Annotated in this window: 10 protein-coding genes; 3 read left to right on the top strand and 7 right to left on the bottom strand. The window is 33.4% G+C overall.

The window, feature by feature from the left end; translation table 11 throughout:
• Positions 1–79: 79 nt before the first annotated feature.
• From AC07N0_RS22220 to AC07N0_RS22210, 3 genes are all read right to left on the bottom strand, one after another.
• On the bottom strand, positions 80–805 hold the full coding sequence (locus AC07N0_RS22220) for a hypothetical protein (RefSeq protein WP_494591047.1): 726 nt from the start codon (positions 803–805) through the stop codon (positions 80–82).
• Positions 805–7,668 (bottom strand): hypothetical protein, encoded by a 6,864-nt coding sequence (locus AC07N0_RS22215; RefSeq protein WP_494591046.1) that lies wholly within the window; start codon positions 7,666–7,668, stop codon positions 805–807. Before AC07N0_RS22215 ends, AC07N0_RS22220 begins: the two co-directional genes overlap by 1 nt.
• Positions 7,669–7,865: 197 nt before the next feature.
• Positions 7,866–8,522 (bottom strand): LuxR C-terminal-related transcriptional regulator, encoded by a 657-nt coding sequence (locus tag AC07N0_RS22210; RefSeq protein ID WP_494591045.1) that lies wholly within the window; start codon positions 8,520–8,522, stop codon positions 7,866–7,868.
• 306 nt (positions 8,523–8,828) lie between these two features.
• Between AC07N0_RS22210 and AC07N0_RS22205 the strand changes: the two genes are divergently transcribed.
• The 3 genes from AC07N0_RS22205 to AC07N0_RS22195 all read left to right on the top strand — a co-directional run bounded on the left by AC07N0_RS22205 (position 8,829) and on the right by AC07N0_RS22195 (position 12,828).
• Entirely contained in the window at positions 8,829–9,776 is a 948-nt protein-coding gene (locus tag AC07N0_RS22205) for a ParA family protein (protein WP_492804492.1), read from the top strand.
• A gap of 4 nt (positions 9,777–9,780) precedes the next feature.
• Positions 9,781–10,668, top strand: a complete 888-nt coding sequence (locus AC07N0_RS22200) for a hypothetical protein (protein ID WP_494591044.1) — start codon at positions 9,781–9,783, stop codon at positions 10,666–10,668.
• 780 nt (positions 10,669–11,448) lie between these two features.
• Positions 11,449–12,828 (top strand): replication initiation protein, encoded by a 1,380-nt coding sequence (locus tag AC07N0_RS22195; RefSeq protein WP_494591043.1) that lies wholly within the window; start codon positions 11,449–11,451, stop codon positions 12,826–12,828.
• A 181-nt stretch (positions 12,829–13,009) separates the two neighbouring features.
• Here AC07N0_RS22195 and AC07N0_RS22190 read toward each other — a convergent pair whose 3' ends face one another.
• From AC07N0_RS22190 to soxC, 4 genes are all read right to left on the bottom strand, one after another.
• Positions 13,010–14,272 carry a YeiH family protein gene (locus AC07N0_RS22190; RefSeq protein WP_494591042.1) on the bottom strand — a complete coding sequence of 421 codons (1,263 nt, stop codon included), beginning with the start codon at positions 14,270–14,272 and terminating at the stop codon, positions 13,010–13,012.
• A gap of 81 nt (positions 14,273–14,353) precedes the next feature.
• The gene (locus AC07N0_RS22185) at positions 14,354–15,781 is read right to left on the bottom strand and encodes a phytoene desaturase family protein (protein ID WP_494591040.1); all 1,428 of its coding nucleotides are present in this window, start codon (positions 15,779–15,781) and stop codon (positions 14,354–14,356) included.
• Complete coding sequence (locus tag AC07N0_RS22180) at positions 15,781–16,224, bottom strand: hypothetical protein (RefSeq protein WP_492804426.1); 444 nt, start codon at positions 16,222–16,224, stop codon at positions 15,781–15,783. Before AC07N0_RS22180 ends, AC07N0_RS22185 begins: the two co-directional genes overlap by 1 nt.
• A gap of 36 nt (positions 16,225–16,260) precedes the next feature.
• The gene (gene soxC, locus AC07N0_RS22175; RefSeq protein ID WP_494591039.1) at positions 16,261–17,496 is read right to left on the bottom strand and encodes a sulfite dehydrogenase; all 1,236 of its coding nucleotides are present in this window, start codon (positions 17,494–17,496) and stop codon (positions 16,261–16,263) included.

Below are 17,496 nucleotides of genomic sequence, written 5' to 3'. Positions count from 1 at the left end.
GGTTTAGTACTTTTGGGGAATTGAGAGAAATCTTGAAAAACTAAGGCTCTAAAAGCATTAGAACCAACTCCAAGCGTACTTATTTTTCTCTATAATTACAGAACTGCCATTCTTGTACACTTGATACTTTTTTAATGTCATCTGTACTAAGTTTATCGGGGTCAACTTCGCCATTAATAGTATATTTTTTAAAGACTCCATAACCAATAATTATCATCCCATTTGGGTGATTGCTATCTAAATCAGGCAGGTTATTTCCTACTTTATCATAAATACTTTTATAAATATTATTGATAGTTTCAAAACTGGCAAAATCTTGTTTTTGAATCGTTATTTGTTCTAATTTGGCTGTAGTTTGAATACCTGAAACTTTAATTTTAGATAAAATATCGCCAAGTAAAGCATCAATACCAATATAAATCAGTGGTTTTCCTTGTGTTTTAAGTGCTGTATTGAGGGTTACAAGATGATTGTTTAAAGAGGTTGAGTCAGCTAATAATTGATTGTATTGAGTTAAATATTTGTTATTTATCAACACTTTATTAGGCTCAAAACCAAAGATATAATTATTTTTTTGTGATTCTCCATTCAAATCATTAATTGCATTCTTGGCAATTATTTGAGTCAACTCATTGTTCGCTACACGTACAAATTCATCTATGATTTCTTGATGTGTTGAGTTGCCAACACTATCAATATTGACTACTGCTTTTTGATGAGATTTATTAGAATATGCTAATGAAAAACTCAATAAATATACTAAAAAAGCAAAAGTAGATATAAAGGTTTTAGAATAAGTTTTCATCAATTCTGGGTGTAAACTAGTGTTTTAAAAATTTCTTTGATACGTTTTGTCAATGCTCTTTCTGTCGTTTTTATCATTGCTTGTTCGTTTGCATCTGGAGAAGTCGTGCAAGTTTTACACATAGCTTGATAGATATAATCGCTCAGCTTTAATACAGGATCAGCAATAGTAAAACTTGGATTTAGATTAGTGCTGTTATCTATCGTTTTTTCATATACTTTTATTTTTTGCTCTAAATCTTTAATTGCAGCTGGGTTTTCTTTGTGTATCTTAATAAAATATTTAAATGTTAATTTAAGATTAAGTTCTGCATCTGTTTTAAAACTATTAGCAATATTCGCTTTTTGAGTTTCAGTTAAAAAAGTTATTTGTGCAAGAGGTTGTGTGTCTTCAGTAGCTTGTGCTTCCTCATTTTCAATAATTGTAGTGGCCACAGGATCAGGAACAGATTGATATTGTGTCCACATCTTCTCTAAAGTTAATTGTACTATTCTCTGATAAAGCGTTAAATATTTGTCAGTATCAGCTTTTAGGGCAACTATCTCGGCTCTGGCTTCATCAAATTTAGCAGAAGCTTCTGCCATTGCTGTGGAGTTACCTGCGGCTTTGGCTTTTGCATAGTCATCTCTGGCCTCTTCTAGTTTTCTGGCAGCCTCAATGGCCTTTTTTTCTAATTCACTAGGTAAATCTTTACTCGCCTGTTCTCTTAATTGTTGAGCTATATTAGCAAGATCTTCCTGAGCCATATCTACCTTTATTCCGATAGCATTGGCAATGTCATCTATCACCTCTTTAGCTGATTCATAGATAGCTTTGGCAATCGCTTTCGCTTGGATAGGTTTATCCCAATTTACAGGATTATAAAGCGTAGTGATTGTACCACTCACCAATTCTTTACATTCGTTAAAGACCACAGGAACATCAGACTTTAGTCCTAAAAATACATTATCAAAGACAGGCACTTTAGAAATACCTTCAATATTCCAAGAATAACTACCAGCACTTACTTGATTTACTTTCGAGATAATTATTTTAAAATCATTGGCTTTAATGGTATCACCTACAATCAGTTGCTCTAATTTTATTTCATTATTCAAATTAATTGCAGTAGGAATTCCACAGCAATCTCCTGTAATACATGGTTGTAAATCTTTCTGACATTTTCGTTGACATCCAACCGTTACGTAAATTACTTCAGGGTTACAAGTTACAGTAGAACCTATCTCTGTATCACTTCTCTTTTCGTTTAATGTAATAGCATAAATACCATCAAGTATTTTATCTTTTAACGGAAGTTCTTCTGTTGTAGTAGCGACTCCTTGCCATTGATAATTTATTAAAACAGGTTCTGAAGATGCCAAAATGTTTCCATCAATGTCTTTTATTCTCTGTACTGTTATTGCTCCTTTCCAGCTTTTTGTTCTGTCTTTGACGGTTACTTTTAATTTTGCCCAACGTTTGTTAGTTTCTATATAACACGTTGGTTCTGCAACTGCTGTGATTTTACAAACAAAAGGTTTGATTTTTACTAAAAGCGAACCATAAGCTTTACATTTCTTTTGGGCATCATGCTCTACTACTATTGTATAAGTTCCTCCATGAGCTTCTAAAACGTTGGCTACCTTCAACGTTGTGTTTGTTCCTAATGCAACAGAATCTGTGTTAAATGTCCATTTATGTGAAATAGGAGTTATCACTGGGTTAGAAGTATAAGAAATATTTAGTGTGTCCCCTGTCGTCAATCCTTCTATTGGGCTATTACTGGTTACTGAGATTACAGGTGTTCCAATTACAGTGACAGAAAAAGTACTCGATTTCGTACAATTAGCAATACTTGTCCCAACTACAGTATAAGTACCAGTAGCGGCAACCGTCGCCATTGGAATACTAGGTGTTACACTTGTTGAGATAAAGTCATTAGGGCCGGTCCATGAATACGAATTAGCGCCCGTTGCAACTAAAGTAATTGTTTGTCCAGCACATACTTTTGATGAACCTGTAATAACAAGAGTGGGTGTTTGATTTACAACAACAGTTTTCCCATTAGTTACAGTGCTAGTATTAGAACAATTATTATTGTTAGTAACTTGTACAGTATAACTTCCTGAATTAGTGGCTGTATATGATTGACTATTTGCTCCAGCAATATTAACACCGTCTTTTTTCCACTGATAATTTACCATTCCTGCAATGGCACTTAATACCACACTACCCCCTTGACAAAATGTAGTAGCCGTTGCAGCAGAAACAGTAGCATCAGGAAGAGGATTCACTACGACATCTATAGTTGCTGAACCAATACAGTTCCTAACATCCGTTACTTCAACCTTATAAGTTCCTGCATCACTTGATTGAATATTAGCAATATTGGGGTTTTGAATACTAGATTTAAAAGTCGTTCCCTTTGTCCAATTATAATTAAGTACTCCCCCTCCCATTAGTGTTGTCGAGCTTTCTGAGGTATTAACAAAAGAAATCCAATTTTTATCCATGTCTGATGGTCTGGTTATTGTCCAAGTACCATTAACAGATGGAAGTGTTATTTCAAAGGTAGTAATGCCCCCTGCTGAAGTAAAATTGCTAATACCAGAGGTACTACCTTGGTCACAAGCTTTATCATTAGTACAATTATTAAAACCACTAAAATTGATACAGGTATTTAATATTGAATCGGGGAGTGTCTTGTTTTTTAATAAAGGTATCCAATCGGGATGCACCATTTCATTTAATTCATACCACCAAGCTTTAGCACATCCATTTTCAATCTTAATAATTGCTTTCTGATTTGGTTGATTTATACTACTGTAACCTATTATTTGACCATCTGTTAATACATTATTTTGACATTTAATACAAGTAGCATTTGTTTTCCCTTTTTGTGTAATAGTTATGGAAGCTGGGGTTGGATTCATAGAACCAGTAATGTTTAACTGAACACTTCTATCAATAGAGGTAAGATTTTCAGCCAGTTTTACTTGAATTGTAGCTTTCCCACTTCCAACATTAGCACTTGCACTAAGATTAAGTAATGTTCCTGCACACTGAATAATAGAACTATTAGTCACAGAAACTACTGGTAATGCATAGTTTGTTACAACAGTGCTTGCTGTTGTTGAACAGCCTTTATTATTAGTAAATTTCACATTATATGTTGTTGGTAATGAGTTAGTTGCTAATACAGCAATATTTTGTTGACTACCAATCACAGTATTATTAGTGTTGGTCCATTCAAATTTTGTTGTACCATTATTTATTGGAATGTTAGGAACATCAGTTCGTAGTAAAAACTGTGTTCCTACACAAGCAGGTGTGTTAGTAGCTGAAATAATAGGTATTGGATTTACCTTAAATTTAACGATTTGCTGATTTGTCCATATATAATCATTTGGGTTTTCACCTGTTCTACAAAAAATCTTTATATATCCACTTTCGGTGGCGTTATAATTGAGGACATATGTATTAATCCCGTCAATTGATTCCCATGACCCATCAATATCTTTGCCTGGTTTTCCATCTAAAAACTCTTGATATGCTGGTTGATAATTAGTATTACAACCTGTCATCATTAGTTTTAAGGTGCCTGAACCACAAAAATCAGTTTGTCCATTCGGAGTTAAATTAACTGCCGAAGGAATGTAACAATCTCCATTAGTGAATACTTCAAATGCTATTTCACTGTAAGAGCTTTCATAAGTAGGGTTTTCGCAAGTAACTTTATAAGTAGCAGATTGATTAATTACTTCATTATAAATAGCAGACTGCTTAACAAGAGTATTGTTTTTATACCATTTTGCTTTATTATTATCTGGACAACCATCAACTTCAAGGCTAACCCAACCTTTTTGACAAAACTTATTATATCCATGGGTTGTATTATTGATAATAGTTGGGTTATTAGGGTCACAACCTGAATTATCAACTTTAAAGGTAACTTCATTCCATCCGAATTCAGTATTATCGTTAGGATTAATACACTTTATCCAGACTTTGGTTGTATGTGTAATAGTCCCTTTAACAAAGGAACTTATTCCTGTATTGAGTTCTGTTCCGTCAGTATACCAATGTGCTAAATTATTATTGGGGCAGCCTGTAACAGCTAAATCAACCCAACCTTTTGTACAAAAAACAGTCTTTTTACCAGGAGTATTATTGATAATAGCTGGAGCGTAATTGCAAGAAGTGTATGAATTAACTGTAAATGTTATCGCTCGTTGTGGTCCTATCAAATCTCCTGTAACTGGACTAATACACTGAAATCTAGCTTCGGTAGTACTAGTTATATTTTCTGAATAATCAGACCCCTGTATTCTACTACCATTTCCAACCCACCACTTTACCCTATTGCCGTCTGGGCAACCACTAGCAGAAACTGAAAATTGCCCATTCCCACAAAATGTTGTTACATTTCCAGGTGTATTATTCACTATCTGTGGGTTTATTTCAAAACATTGATCGTAAGGAATAACCGTGAAATTAATTGTTTCCCAACCTAGTCTTTCGGAAGTGTTACACTGATTTTCACAAGATACAGCAAACGTCTGGTTTGAATTAATTGTATGACTATATGTACTTCCATTCGCTAAAAAATCACCATTTGTATTATACCATTTTGCTTTAGAATTGTCATAGCATCCACTTACAGTTAAACTCACTGTACCATTTGTACAAAAAGTCTTATTACTTACCTGTCCTGTAGAATTATTGGTAATAGTTGGCCAATAATTTGAAGTAGAACAAGGCAATTGACTATTAGTAATTATTATATTGTCAGAATTAGCTTCTGCTCTAATGCCATTTTCACAGTTATTAACACATTTTGCATAATATGACCCCGCTCCTATATCATATGTAAAGCCTGTTTTTTGTTCTACTCCATTATTATACCATATAACCGTATAAGCACAATTTGTAGCAGTAAGTGTTACAGTTGGGTTTGCTTCTGATACCGTAAGGCTAGTAGTAACGATTACGGGCTTGGTTACATCACAAGATTGACGAACTGTTATCGTAATATTTTCTGACCAATTTACACACCCATTTTTAGAACAACTTGCTTTATAATTTGTGGTTGCAAGTGGGTATACGGTATACGTTAATCCTGAACTAAGGCTAGTATTCATATTTTCACTATTATACCAGTTTATTACACCATCTGTACATCCACTTGCTATTAAATTAGTCCCTTTTCCTTTGTCAATAGTTGCTGTTCCAGAAACAATTGGAGCTGGAGTATTGCAGGGCGATTCTACAGTTATTTTTACTCCTTCAGACCAATCACTATTACAACTACCCATCAAACAGCGAGCTTTGTATATTGTAGTAATTGTTGGAGATACACTTATTATTTTCTCAGTACTAATAATAGCATTATCCCACATAATGACACCATTTTGACAACCATCTGCTTGAATAGTAGTTGTAGTACCCGATGTTATTGTTTTTTCTCCAGAAAGAATTGGAATAGGTACGTTACATATCTCTACTTCATTCGACCAATCGCTTTCACAACCATTAACTATACACTTAGCCTTATACTTTGTTGAAGAAGAGGGGGTAATATTTATAGTAGAACCTGTGCCAACAACCAAAGACGTATTTGCACTATTATACCATTGCACAGAACCTTCTTCACAGCCTGACGCTGAAAGAGAAGCAGGATTAGATAAAGTTTTTTGAGTAGCAGTAACCTGTATTTTAAATTTGGCTGCAGGCAAATTTATTCTTTTTCCACCAAGTCCACATTCTATACCGCTTGGGAAAGAACTATTTTGAAATACACCAGATATAGGGTTCTTTTTTAATGGTTTAAAAACTAAACCAAGTATTACTGAATTAAGATTACATAAAAAAGCTATTGGTACTTTCATCGTATATTCATGTGATGATGTACCTGGACCAACTGAATCTGTTATTGCTGTTCCAAAATAGTCCTTCAACAAACTATCCTTAGGTTTCCATCCTATGCCTTTATTAATGTATACAAGTGGAAGTGTCCTGTTAATAGGATCAGTAACAAGTTTATAATCACATGTATTATTAACTATTTTATATTTTATTGTGTAATAGTAATCATCAACACTTATTGATGTTAACTCAGGACTTATTGTTCCTTCTGGGAAAAGCCAATAATTAGTGTTTGAGGAATTATAATTTTCATCAATCCCATAATTGTTACATTCAGAAGACAAACGACTAGAAGAAGCATTAATATTTTTTTCTATTTTTATACTCTTCTCGCCCTTCCAAATAAACTCTCTTTTCTCATTAGCTCCTTCAAAACCTCTCAATATTTTAAACGTAGCGTCTTGGGATTCAAATTCAAAATAGCCTTTAATTGTAAAATTGGCTGTTTGGTTTTCTGAATTTACAGGTGCTGTACAGTAATCTTCATAATTGCCTCCTGTTTGTACAAATCCATTAGGCATTAATACTTTAAGTGTGTACTTATACCATTCAGGTAAAAAACGTACTCCATTGTTAATTCCAAAATCAACCCAACTTACCTGTACAGTGAGTTCAAACTCCTCTCCTATCGCTACGCTTTCTTTAGAAGAAACTATTGTAAACATAAAAGGATCTGGTCCTACTAGATGACCTAATTGAGTATTTAGTGGTTTAGGTGTAATTGTTTTTAGGGGTAATGAAGTAAGGAATGTATTTGGATAACCTCTTTTATCTTCGTTTTTAAAAGAGAGCTCTCTTTTTTTATTTTTATTACTCTTCCCCTTTGACTTATTATCTATTTCTACTTTATCTCTAGCTCCATCAATTGAACCTATACTAGATAAATACCTTGATTTTGCTTGAAAACCAAAAATAAGTAGAATTGTAAGGCATAAAAAACCAATGTAGAATTGTTTCATATTATTATTAGGCAGTAGTAAATTTTGAATGGTGTTAGCAAAATATCTAATAAAGACTTAAAATACTTTGATGTTTCAAATTGTATTTCATTCTCTAATTAAAAATCCTTTACAAAAGTATTTAGTTATTTTATTAAAAAAAATACTTCAAAAGTATGATTTTTTGAAGTATTTTCTAATATCAAAGTAGTATAACGCTATTCATTATACGTCAACATTGAATTCACAACTCTTGTTAATCTTCTTTTATTTTTAATTCCTATTTTTTCAGAAATATTATTTTTATGTGTTTTTACAGTATTTATGCTAATAATAAGTTTATCTGCTATTTCTCTTTCTGTCATTTCTTGAGCAAGAAGTTTCCAAATAACTTTTTCTCGTTCAGTTAATAAGTTGAAATTAAAGTGAGGTAAAGCTTGTGTTGCATACCTATGTAGTATTTCTTCATGTTGATTAATATTAGAAAAAATAACCCTCTTGCCTTCAGAAATATTTTTCAAACATCCTTTAAATTCAGATAAACTACATCCATTCTGAATATAGGCATTAGCCTTGGAAGAAAGGAAGCATTTGATGTAAGCAGGATTTTTGGAAAATGAATAAACAATTACTTTAGCGTTAATTTTAATTCTTTCCAATTTCTTAAAAAATCCTAACCCATTACAGTTTTCTAATTCAGAATCTATTAGTAAATAATCTGGATGAACTTCAAAAATTTTCTCAAATAATTCAGTGCCTTCTGTTATAATGCAAATTACCTCAAAAGGGATTTCGTTATTTATTGTTTTGATCAGTTCTGCCATAAGTAGATTTGAAGAAGCAATCATGAGTGTGGGAGTAATCTTTAACTCCATAGTTGTAGTGTATTGTGACATAGGTAGTATATTATTAAGAATAAGGTATATAGATTCATAAAAATACAAAAATTATACTTATTTGTAATATTTCTATATGATAATAATTAAATATTTTTTGACTTTTATCATCGCTATTACATGAGCACCTTAGCAAAATAGCTCTTTACTCTCCAAAATCATACTTAAAAATGACTGAAACAACGCTTAATATATATAATAGTATATATTTTATTTTTATTTATATATATATTATTATATATTTGATTTATATTTAAAAAGTTAACTATTGAAACATTAAATCGAATGATTACGACTGAAACTGTACGTAAATTTCTATTTTCTCGCCCCTCTATTAATAGAACTCAACTTGAAAAGGAAGCTCAAATCCCTGCCACTACCATCTACAAAGCTTTAGAAGGTATACAGGCATTTTCAACTAAACATTTAGAAAAATTAGAAGTAGCCATGCGAAATTATGGTTATACAGACTCTACTTTTTCAAAGGCTAGAAGTATTGCAATTATCAATCACAAAGGTGGAGTTGGCAAAACAACATCAACTATAAATTTAGGTAAAGCCCTTGCCTTACTCAAGTACCGCGTTTTATTAGTAGATATGGATTCTCAAGGCAATTTATCTCAATGCTTCGGTGTTCACTCTCCTGAAAAACAAGTAATCACTTCATTGATTTCTCGTGACCCCTTACCTATCCTCGAAATCGAGCCAAATTTGTTTTTAGCACCTTCTGATATTGAAATGGCTACTTATGAGGTAAAGTTAATTACTGAAGTAGGTTCTGAAATGCGATTAGCTAAAAAAATACAAGCATTAAATGATCAATTTGATTTTATTCTTTTTGACTGCCCTCCTTCGCTTAGTTTAATGACGATTTCAGCGTTAAATGCATCTACTGAATGTATTATTCCTATTCAACCTGAATCATCAGCTTTTAATGGGGTTAAAAACTTACTAGAAAAGATTTCTGCTGTCAGGGAATACACAAATGTTTCTTTAAAAGTAAGAGGTTTTCTATTCACGATGGTTCACTCTAATCAAACTATTCATCAAGTGATGATGGAAAGTGTTGAATCAACCTATCCTACTATCCCTGTATTCAAGAGTGTTATTGAAAATACAACTGTGTTAAAACAAAGCCAATATATGAATCAGGATATTTTCCAATATGACCCAAAGTCAAAAGCTGCAAATTCTTATATGGAACTTGCCCACGAAGTAATTTCAAACGAATAAGGCCATGGCATCTAAAAAAGAGATATTTAAAAAGAGGGCTGTTGAAGTAGCGACTATTCACAACATCCCAAAGCCTGCTCCTATTGGTGGTTTCAATGATGTCGAGCGCATTAAAGGTGCTATTGTAATTATTGATGAATTAAAAAACTTAATTCGTCCTCTTAGCCAAGAGCAGTTTACCCAACTTGAGCAAAATTTATTAACTCACGGTTGTCAAGATGCTTTAATTCTTTGGGAAACCACAACGACTGAGCTTCAGCAAGATGATTTAGATACAACCGTTTATGTTTTGGTAGATGGTCATAATAGATATGCCATTTGTCAAAAAAATAAAATAGAATTTAAAATCAATCTTAAAATATTTGATTCAATAGAGAAAGTCAAAGAGTTTATGATTGATTTGCAGTTAGGTCGTCGAAATATTACTCCTGAAGAAGAGTCGTATTTAAGAGGGTTAAAATACAATACTCAGAAAGCTAATAGGGGAGTAGTTTTACAAACACATGACGACAATAAGCCAATTAATGTTGCTGAAAAGCTTGCTGATGAATTTAACGTTAGTGTGCGCACAATAAAAAATGACGGAAAATTTGCAGAGGGCTTATCCAAGCTTAGTAAGCATCTACAGGAACAAGTATTAAGTGGTTCTTCGGTATTGAGTAAAAAGCAAATTCAAACGTTAGCCAATCGCAAAGATATTGGTGTTGAGTCTATTTTAGATTTAAGTACTCTTAATCTAACATTAGAAAAATCTAGTAGTGTGGCTTTTACTAGCCCTATTCCACAAGAAACGTTACGAAGTCAAATTATAATGCTCGCTAATAATCTAGCTAAAGAGGCTGATTGTGATTTATTAATAAAAAAAATCTATCAACTTAAATCAGTCCTCTAAACAATATTTCTAAAAGTGCAAGTGTTGCACTTTTAGAAATATTCACAAAAAGATACTATAACAAAAATCCCAAGAAATTTTATATTATACATTTTATAACATCTTTTTTGTTCTCTTATTAGCTTGAACTATAACAAAAATCCAAAAAGTGCAACACTTGCACTTTTAAGTTGCCAGAATTACTCATAGTATATAAACTATAACAAAATTACCATAAAACACTTTATTTACATTTTTATAGATATGCAGTATCATTAAACTATTGAACAACTTTAAAAAGCTATATATTACTTTATAAAACTAAAAGTGCAAGTGTTGCACTTTTCAAAAACCTTTTCAACTATAACACAAACACCATCAAAAATAACATTTAACGCATAGTGACTTTATGAGATTCAGATAATATCACATTCAATTTCTGGTAAAATTGTTATACTTGCTATTTGATTTTATATTATCGTATAAAAAATTATTACAAATTTTTCTTCTTTTAATTGTTCAAAAAAAGAAAAAAAGAAGCAACAATCATCTTTTTTTTTCCTCTTTGTTGTTTTTATTCTTTTTATTTTCTTTTTAATGTATTTTCGGACGTTGTAACCTATTGAATTACAGTTGATTATGCGCTTAAGTATAACAAATTTACCTAATACTATAACAAAATTACCGAGAACTATAACAAAATTACCTAGTTACTATAACAAAATTACCTAAAAATAGGTTATTATTGCCTCGTAATATAACAAATTTACCAAACCTGTATTTGGGAGATTTCTCTATGATATGAAAAAGGATAATAAGGATAAAAATAGCAGTAATACAAACAAAGAAACGAACGTAGTTAAGTTAATACGCAAGGCTAATCGACTAGTCGAAGGTAAATACCGTTTTGACATTTGGGAGATGAGAGTCTTTACCAAAATGTTAATGAAAATACATAGGGATGATGAAGACTTTAAGGTGTATCGAATTTACCTACATGAAGTAATTCAGGATTTTGATTTACAAGAAGATGGACATTCATACAAATATCTGAAACAAGGAGCAGAACGTTTGGGTAGAAGGGAAATTAGAGTATTGATGGATACTCCAGATGGCAAAATGGAGTTGTTTACCCACATTGCAACAGGCGTTAAGAGCTTTGTAGAAGAAAAATCAGCTAAATATTTAGATATTTCTTTTCATCCTGATATGAAGCCTTTTTTACTTCAATTACAAAGCCAGTTTTTGATGTATGATGTAAGAAACATACTTAAACTTCAAAGTTCTTTTTCAATCAGAATCTATGAATTATTGAAACAATATGAAACGATAGGGAAGAGGCAGATCAAAATTCATGAATTAAAAGAAATGTTGGATGTAGTAGAAAAGTATCCTCTTTATGGAAATTTTAAGCAAAGGGTTATTGTAAAAGCACAAGAAGATTTAGAAAAATATACAGACATCAAATTTACATTTGATGAAGTAAAAACGGGAAGAGCTGTTACAGCCATAACTTTTTGGATTACGCCGAATAAAAATAAACAAGATGTTGGAAAAATGTTATACTTCCCAGAGATTGCTGAAGAACTTAAAGGCAGTGGACAAACAGATGATTTATTAACACTGACGCAAAACTGGGAGGGAATGACTACGGCTCTTATTGAACAATGGGTAAATATCTATGGGATTGAAGAGGTCAGTAAAGAAATTATAAAAACTAATAAACTTATTTTAGAGGGTAAAAATGTTCATAATCCTGTAGGATTTGTTACTTGGGCTTTACAAAACCCTAATGTAATAAAAGGTGCTACGCCGCCGCCTTTGAAGGTACAAATCGTTCACCAAGAAGAGTTAAAATTGAGTAGCAAAGAAATTGATAACTATTGGAAAGGTGATTTTAATCAATGGTTTTTAGATTATCTTCAACAAATAGCAATTTCTTCTCCACATGAAGTTTTTCATAGTATTGTGGAAGAACTAAGGCATTTATATTCAGAAAAACTTTTTTCTACTTTATTCTTGTATAAAGACGGCTCCGTGAATGAAGAAGCCTTGAATAGCTCAGTAGGAGTGAAGCTCTTAGAAAAAGAAAATAAAACAAAAGAATCTGTTTTTGTAGATTGGTTTTTTGAAAGATTTCAGAAAAAAATAACGCTACAACGGAATGGAACATGGAGTTAAGGCGTTTTATTTTTAAAGTGATATACATCTCTAAATAATAGGATGGAGACATAAACCAAAGCAGAGATAATAGCGCTAAAACTGGAAATGGGTAGCGAAGCTTTTCGCTACCCATTTCCACAATAAGAATAGTTATTTTAAAAAATGACCAAAATAGAGATAATTTATGTTTAATAAACCCCTATTTGTTAAATAAAAAGTAAGCAATTAATAATGTAATAAACACATTAAATAATTGAGCTATTAAGAAAGCATAGAGTGGCTTTTTGCCCTCTTCATTAAACAAATCTGAGAACTTTGTTTCTAGTCCAATGCTTGTAAATGCTAAGGCAAACCATAAGCCTTGCAAAGATTTGAATGTACCTTTTACTTGATCAAATGTTTCTGTTGAAATAAAAAATGAAAATAGCAACGAAGCAGCTATAAAGCCAATGACGAATTTTGGAAAACGTTCCCAAATAATTCCTATTGTAGGTTTGGATTCTTGGACTGTTTCAGATTGATTATTGGTATAAGTCCAATAAATAGAAATGGCAAAAGCTGCTAAACCTAATAATACATTTTGAGAAAACTTAACAATGGTACTAATTTTTAGGGCAGTTTCGCCCACTAATGTTCCCGAGGCGATAACGGCGCCTGTTGTATCAATGGTTCCTCCTAGCCAAGCACCTGTTACTTCTTCAGATAAATGAAGAGCTTTGGCAATAAATGGCAAAAAGATAATCATTGGTATGGCCGTAATCAGCACGATGGAAATAACATAAGAAAGTTTCTTGGCATCTCCTTTTATAGCGCCAGCAGTGGCAATGGCCGCTGAAACACCACAAATAGAAACAGCACTTGATATGATAATGGCTAGCTCTTCGTCAATGCCCATTTTCTTGGAAATCCAGAAGGCAAAGTACCATACAGAAATAACAACTACCAAAGCTTGAATTAGACCTAAAGAACCTGCCTTTAGAATATCAGAAAAGATAACACTTGTCCCCAAAAGAACTAAGCCGATTTTTACGTAAAGTTCAGTAGAAAGAGAATCTTTAAGCCAAGCAGGTACAGTAAAAAAATTACTGATAAGTAATCCAATAGATAAACTAAAGATTACAGCTTCTAAATTCCAATTTTTAAGAAAAGAGTTCCCTGCCAATATCAAAGCTAATGTAGTTAACACAAACACGATAGGAAAGCCTTTTATAGTGGCACTAACATTTTTTCCTAGGGTTAGTGTCGATAAGATAGCAATGACATAAACCAATACGAAGACAAACAGAATATTAACTATGTTTGTTGGTATAAGTACTTTGTCAAACAGTTCAGTAGTATCTTTCCAACCAAAGGTTGGAGTAGGAATTTTTAGCCCTAACAGGACTAAACCAATAATTAGAAAGCCGTAGAGAACGACTGTCCAGTCTTCGGTAAGTGAAAATTTTGATTCTTTAGTTGACATGATATATATAATTGGAGATTGATTTGTCCTTATTAATTTCTATTCTTTTTTTAAGAAAAAGAATCTGCGTAGTGATGGTGATTATTTCTCAAATATATCTTTCCAAGCCCTTTCAGAAGCATGAAAACCACACATCCCATGCACACCACCACCTGGAGGTGTTGAGGATGAACAGATATATAACCCTTTTTCTGATGTCCTATACGGAGAATATCTGAGAGCTGGTCGAGTAAATAATTGTGTGATATCAATAATTCCTCCATTGATGTCACCACCGATATAGTTAGGGTTATATTCCTCTAGCTGTGCGGTATTGAAAGTATGCCTTGCCAAAATTCTTTCTCTAAAACCTGGGGCAAATCGCTCAACCTGTTTTTCAATAGCTTCTGTCATGTCTTTCTTCGAACCGTTGGGTACATGACAATAACCCCATACAGCATGTTTTCCTGTTGGAGCACGCGAATCATCGAAAACACTTTGCTGAGCCAATAATACAAATGGTTTTTCAGGATGTTTGCCTTCAGATGTTGCTAGTTCGGCAGAGGCAATCTCTGCAAGGGTATTACCAAGATGCAACGTCCCTGCTTCTCTAGCTTTGCTTGATGTAAAAGGTACAACGCCATCTAATGCCCAATCTACCTTAAAAACGCCCATGCCATAGCGGTATCTTTCAAGTTGCCATTTGTAGATAGTTGAAAAACGATGTCCTGCAATTTGTAATAATTGTCTAGGAGTAATATCAAATAATATTGCTTTTGATGATGGTAATTGCTCAAGTGATTTTACGTGAAAACCTGTTTCAATTTTTCCTCCAATCGAAACAAAATAGGAAGCTAAAGCATTTGCCAAAGACTGCGAACCTCCTTTGGGAATTGGCCATCCTTTGGCATGTGCAGAGGCCATCAAGACTAAACCAATGGCTGAGGTGGTCAAGTTGTTTAGTGGCTGAATAGCGTGTGCAGCCATTCCTGCCCACAATGCTTTTGCTTCTAACGATTCAAATCTCTTTGCCAGTAATGTTGCAGGTAAAAATGCTTTTAGTCCAAATTGTGCAAAATTGATTGGGCGGTTCGGAAAATGTAAAGGTGCTAATAAATCATCAAGCAGACTTTCCCAATGTTTCGTAATAGGCTCAATGAGGTTTAAATAATTTTTTCTGTCGGCTCCTAAATATACTGCTGTTTCTAAAATAGAATTCGTCAGGATTGCTGACGTACCATCGTCTAATGGATGTGCTGCTACAAGGCGTGGATGAATATACGTTAAACCATGTTCTTGCAAAGGCAAAGTATTAAAAAATGGCGAAGCCGCAGCCAAAGGATGAATGGCTGAACAAATATCATGTTGAAAACCGGGTAAGGTAAGTTCAGCAGTACGCAGACCACCACCAATAGTGTTTTTTGCTTCTAGTATTAATACTGAAAGACCTTTTTGCTGTAAGTTTATGGCTGCTGCTAATCCGTTAGGGCCTGAGCCTATCACAATAGCATCAAAATCTGTTTTTGACATTATTTATCTAAATTTTCTTTTCCGACCTGAATGTCCCAATGGGCATCCAAAATCTCAAAACGTCTTGATTCTTCCTTTTTAAAGGTAGTTTGGTCTGGATACAGAGCCTTTTTATAAGGTTCCGTAAGGTTTGGATCAAATGCCGCTTGTACGTTCTTAAAAACTAATGTTACACGATAATCCCAACGACCATCTTCTGTGCCATGCTGCAAAGTTTTTTCGAGTTTTATACTTAATAAATCACCTTTTTCAATTGCTTTTTTAAGTAATGGGTAGTGATTTTTCTTGTACAATTCCAAAAACTCTTGTTGATGACCCCATTTTACTTTATAATAACCTTCGATGGTAAAAGACTCATCTTTTGAAGATGCAGATTGTGCAAAATTGGGAAAACTGGTTATTAGTAACAATACTAATAATGCCGTAATATTTATTTTTTTCATGATGATTCAAAGGATTTAAGATTTGATAGATTATTTTTAGCGGAATGATTCTGGTTTAAATAAAACTCTTCCATCTTTTTTAATTTGCCACGCTGTTATGGGATTCAAGTGGTAACCACCCATATCGCTTCCTCGTGCTTCTACCAATTGCTTCAAAGTGGGTTGCGTATAGCCTGTTTCGTCAGTAACTCTGCTTAATAACTCAGTTTCCTCGCCCTTCCATTGCCATAAGTGCCTGAACTGTACATGAGCTTTATCCAAAATAGGCTCATTTAGTTGGGCTATTTGCCAGTTTTTCCCTGCATCTGTACTTACTTCTACCTTTACTACTTTTCCTCTCCCTGACCATGCCAACCCTCGAATTTCAATCCAACCTTTTTCAACATGCTGTGGAAAAGAAGGGAAGGTAATAATAGAACGGGCGTCAATATCAAAACTGAACATTCTAATTTTTCCATCTTTAATCCCTTCAGTATACTTAGATGTTTCTTCCCGTGTCATGTAAGGTTGGTCAGATAATTCTAATCTTCTCAACCATTTTACACTGGTGTTTCCTTCCCAACCGGGAAGAAATAGCCTGATAGGAAAACCCTGTTCTGGTCGAATGGCTTCACCGTTCTGTGCATAAGCAATGATTGCATCGTCCCAACCTTTTTGTACGGGAATACTTCTAGTCATGACGGCGGCATCGCCACCTTCTGCTAAAAACCATGTTGCATTAGGTTTTACACCGACTTCTCTGAAAATGGTAGAAAGTTTTACGCCTGTCCATTCGCTCTGACTTGTTAAGCCACAAATTTCTTGTGGGCTCATTTCTTCTTTACCAGTTCTGAAATTACCTGAACATTCAATAAAAGCAATTCTTGACACAGCAGGAAAGCGCTTTAAATCAGCTACTTTTAAAATTAATGGTTTTTCAACTAAGCCATGTATCAATAATTCATGTGCATTGGGGTCAATGGCAGGAACACCTGCATGATGGCGTTCAAAATGTAAATCTGAAGGAGTAATAATGCCATAAAAATCTTGAAGAGGCGACCTTGATGAAATATCAGAAGGCTTTTTGATAGATTTTACAAAAGGTGACCTCGTTCCGATTTCTCCTGCTAAGTTACCTACCTGTTTGGTTGGATCTTCAACAATTGCCTTTTGAATGTTTTTACCACTGGCAGATTGAACGATAGCCACTGCAATGGTGGCAGCACCACCCAAAAGCGTTCTTCTTGATATTGTTTTGGGGCTATTTTGAGTAATCTCAATAATTTTTTCCAT

The organism is Arcicella sp. GW821-FHT09D11, assembly GCF_059416265.1.
This window is presented reverse-complemented; position numbering and strand designations above follow the sequence as displayed.

Coding starts and splice junctions, on each gene's coding strand:
- AC07N0_RS22190 (WP_494591042.1), bottom strand. CDS start 14,272: ATGTCAACTAAAGAATCAAAATTTTCACTTACCGAAGACTGGACAGTC.
- soxC (WP_494591039.1), bottom strand. CDS start 17,496: ATGGAAAAAATTATTGAGATTACTCAAAATAGCCCCAAAACAATATCA.
- AC07N0_RS22205 (WP_492804492.1), top strand. CDS start 8,829: ATGATTACGACTGAAACTGTACGTAAATTTCTATTTTCTCGCCCCTCT.
- AC07N0_RS22215 (WP_494591046.1), bottom strand. CDS start 7,668: ATGAAACAATTCTACATTGGTTTTTTATGCCTTACAATTCTACTTATT.
- AC07N0_RS22185 (WP_494591040.1), bottom strand. CDS start 15,781: ATGTCAAAAACAGATTTTGATGCTATTGTGATAGGCTCAGGCCCTAAC.
- AC07N0_RS22195 (WP_494591043.1), top strand. CDS start 11,449: ATGAAAAAGGATAATAAGGATAAAAATAGCAGTAATACAAACAAAGAA.
- AC07N0_RS22210 (WP_494591045.1), bottom strand. CDS start 8,522: ATGGAGTTAAAGATTACTCCCACACTCATGATTGCTTCTTCAAATCTA.
- AC07N0_RS22180 (WP_492804426.1), bottom strand. CDS start 16,224: ATGAAAAAAATAAATATTACGGCATTATTAGTATTGTTACTAATAACC.
- AC07N0_RS22220 (WP_494591047.1), bottom strand. CDS start 805: ATGAAAACTTATTCTAAAACCTTTATATCTACTTTTGCTTTTTTAGTA.
- AC07N0_RS22200 (WP_494591044.1), top strand. CDS start 9,781: ATGGCATCTAAAAAAGAGATATTTAAAAAGAGGGCTGTTGAAGTAGCG.